We start from the raw sequence: 1,277 nt of genomic DNA on the forward strand, positions 1-1,277 counted from the left end.
GCTACATGCTGAAGCGCGAACCCAAATGATTCATTCAGATATTGCGTGACGCCGGTTGATCTTCAGGGCGTGGCTGCAGGCCCAGCCGGGCGAGAATTTTGCAAACCACACTCTGGCGACTGCTTCGATGGTGGCGGAGCGTACCTCCCTCTCCGATTGACGCTTGATGCCTGGGTCGATCCCTGCGGCGATCAATCGTCGTGCCTCATCGCGACGTTCGAGCGCGGCTTTGAGAGGGACACCGGGATAAACACCTAGACTTTAGGAGCTTTTCCTTGCCATGAGGCAAAGTAGTGGTTACCCCACCAGTCCCCCCCGACTTGTTGGAAGTCAATGGATCACCTTCGATCTCATTGGAACGATATCCCAAGAAAAACCCCGTTTTTAGGCGGGGTTTTGGTCTCTCTTGGATCTTACTGGATATTCCGTGGTGGGCGGATGTCTATCTAACAGTCGCTGGAAAGCCTTGCAGTACAAAGGTTTCGGGAAACGTGGAATTGGAGTTCTCCCCAAAGTTATCCTTTCCCGTGCGCGACGCCGCGCGCGCGATGTGGGCAGGATCGGCGCCTCACTGCATGGGGTTATTTTGCAAATAGGAAAGCCATTCGCGCACGCGCGCGTTTTGGGGGTGACATAACTCGCTAGCGGGCAGATTGCATCGCGCAACCGTAGGTCACCGACCATACGGTTTATTCCCTCGTTTCCGGGGTCATAAGACATAGCACCTCGATCCGTGAGATATGCAATGGCCATTTCGGACCTATGCGCCGCCGCAGCCATCTGGCAAACCCTTGTCTGTCCGCAGGATTTGCCCGCTTGACGGGCAATGGCCTAAAGCTGAACACTCGGTGCATATGCCCCGATGTGGGGTCTAATAAGCGTTAGACGTCAGGGATCGAAATGCGCATCTCGGTACAATTTCGACAGACACTGATCAGTACCGGCGTGGTTGGTTCGTTCTTTGGCGTGCTTGTCGCTCTGGCAAGTTTCGCGTTCTACTCCGAGTACGGTCCCAACATCTCCTCTGCTCCACACGGCACCCTGGCAAACACGTTCAATGCTGTTGGCACTTTCTTCTTGGTCACGGTTGGCATCGTCGTTGTCTTCGGTATCCTGCCCACAGCACTTGCGTATTCACTAAGCAGGCTTCTCCGCAAGACGTCTAACTCATCGTCCAAGCGGACGCGCGTACCGCGCGCCACTTAACTCAGGCGTTCGGCAGCAAGAGCGGCGGACACGTTTCATAGGAAAGCCCCTGCGTAAGACAGCGGAGCACT

Annotated in this window: 1 protein-coding gene and 1 pseudogene; one reads left to right on the forward strand and one right to left on the reverse strand. The window is 55.4% G+C overall.

Features of this window, described 5'->3' with window-relative positions:
• Positions 1 to 30: 30 nt before the first annotated feature.
• A pseudogene (locus GSQ75_RS19350) lies at positions 31 to 210 on the reverse strand (hypothetical protein); the annotation flags it as partial.
• Positions 211 to 900: 690 nt separating this feature from the next.
• On the opposite strand from GSQ75_RS19350, the gene GSQ75_RS17650 reads away from it, so the two are divergent.
• Entirely contained in the window at positions 901 to 1,206 is a 306-nt protein-coding gene (locus tag GSQ75_RS17650) for a hypothetical protein (RefSeq protein WP_158756203.1), read from the forward strand.
• The last annotated feature ends 71 nt before the right edge of the window (positions 1,207 to 1,277 follow it).

The sequence above is a fragment of the Dyella sp. S184 genome (genome assembly GCF_009766065.1).
Lineage (GTDB): Bacteria > Pseudomonadota > Gammaproteobacteria > Xanthomonadales > Rhodanobacteraceae > Rhodanobacter.

Coding starts and splice junctions, on each gene's coding strand:
- GSQ75_RS17650 (WP_158756203.1), top strand. CDS start 901: ATGCGCATCTCGGTACAATTTCGACAGACACTGATCAGTACCGGCGTG.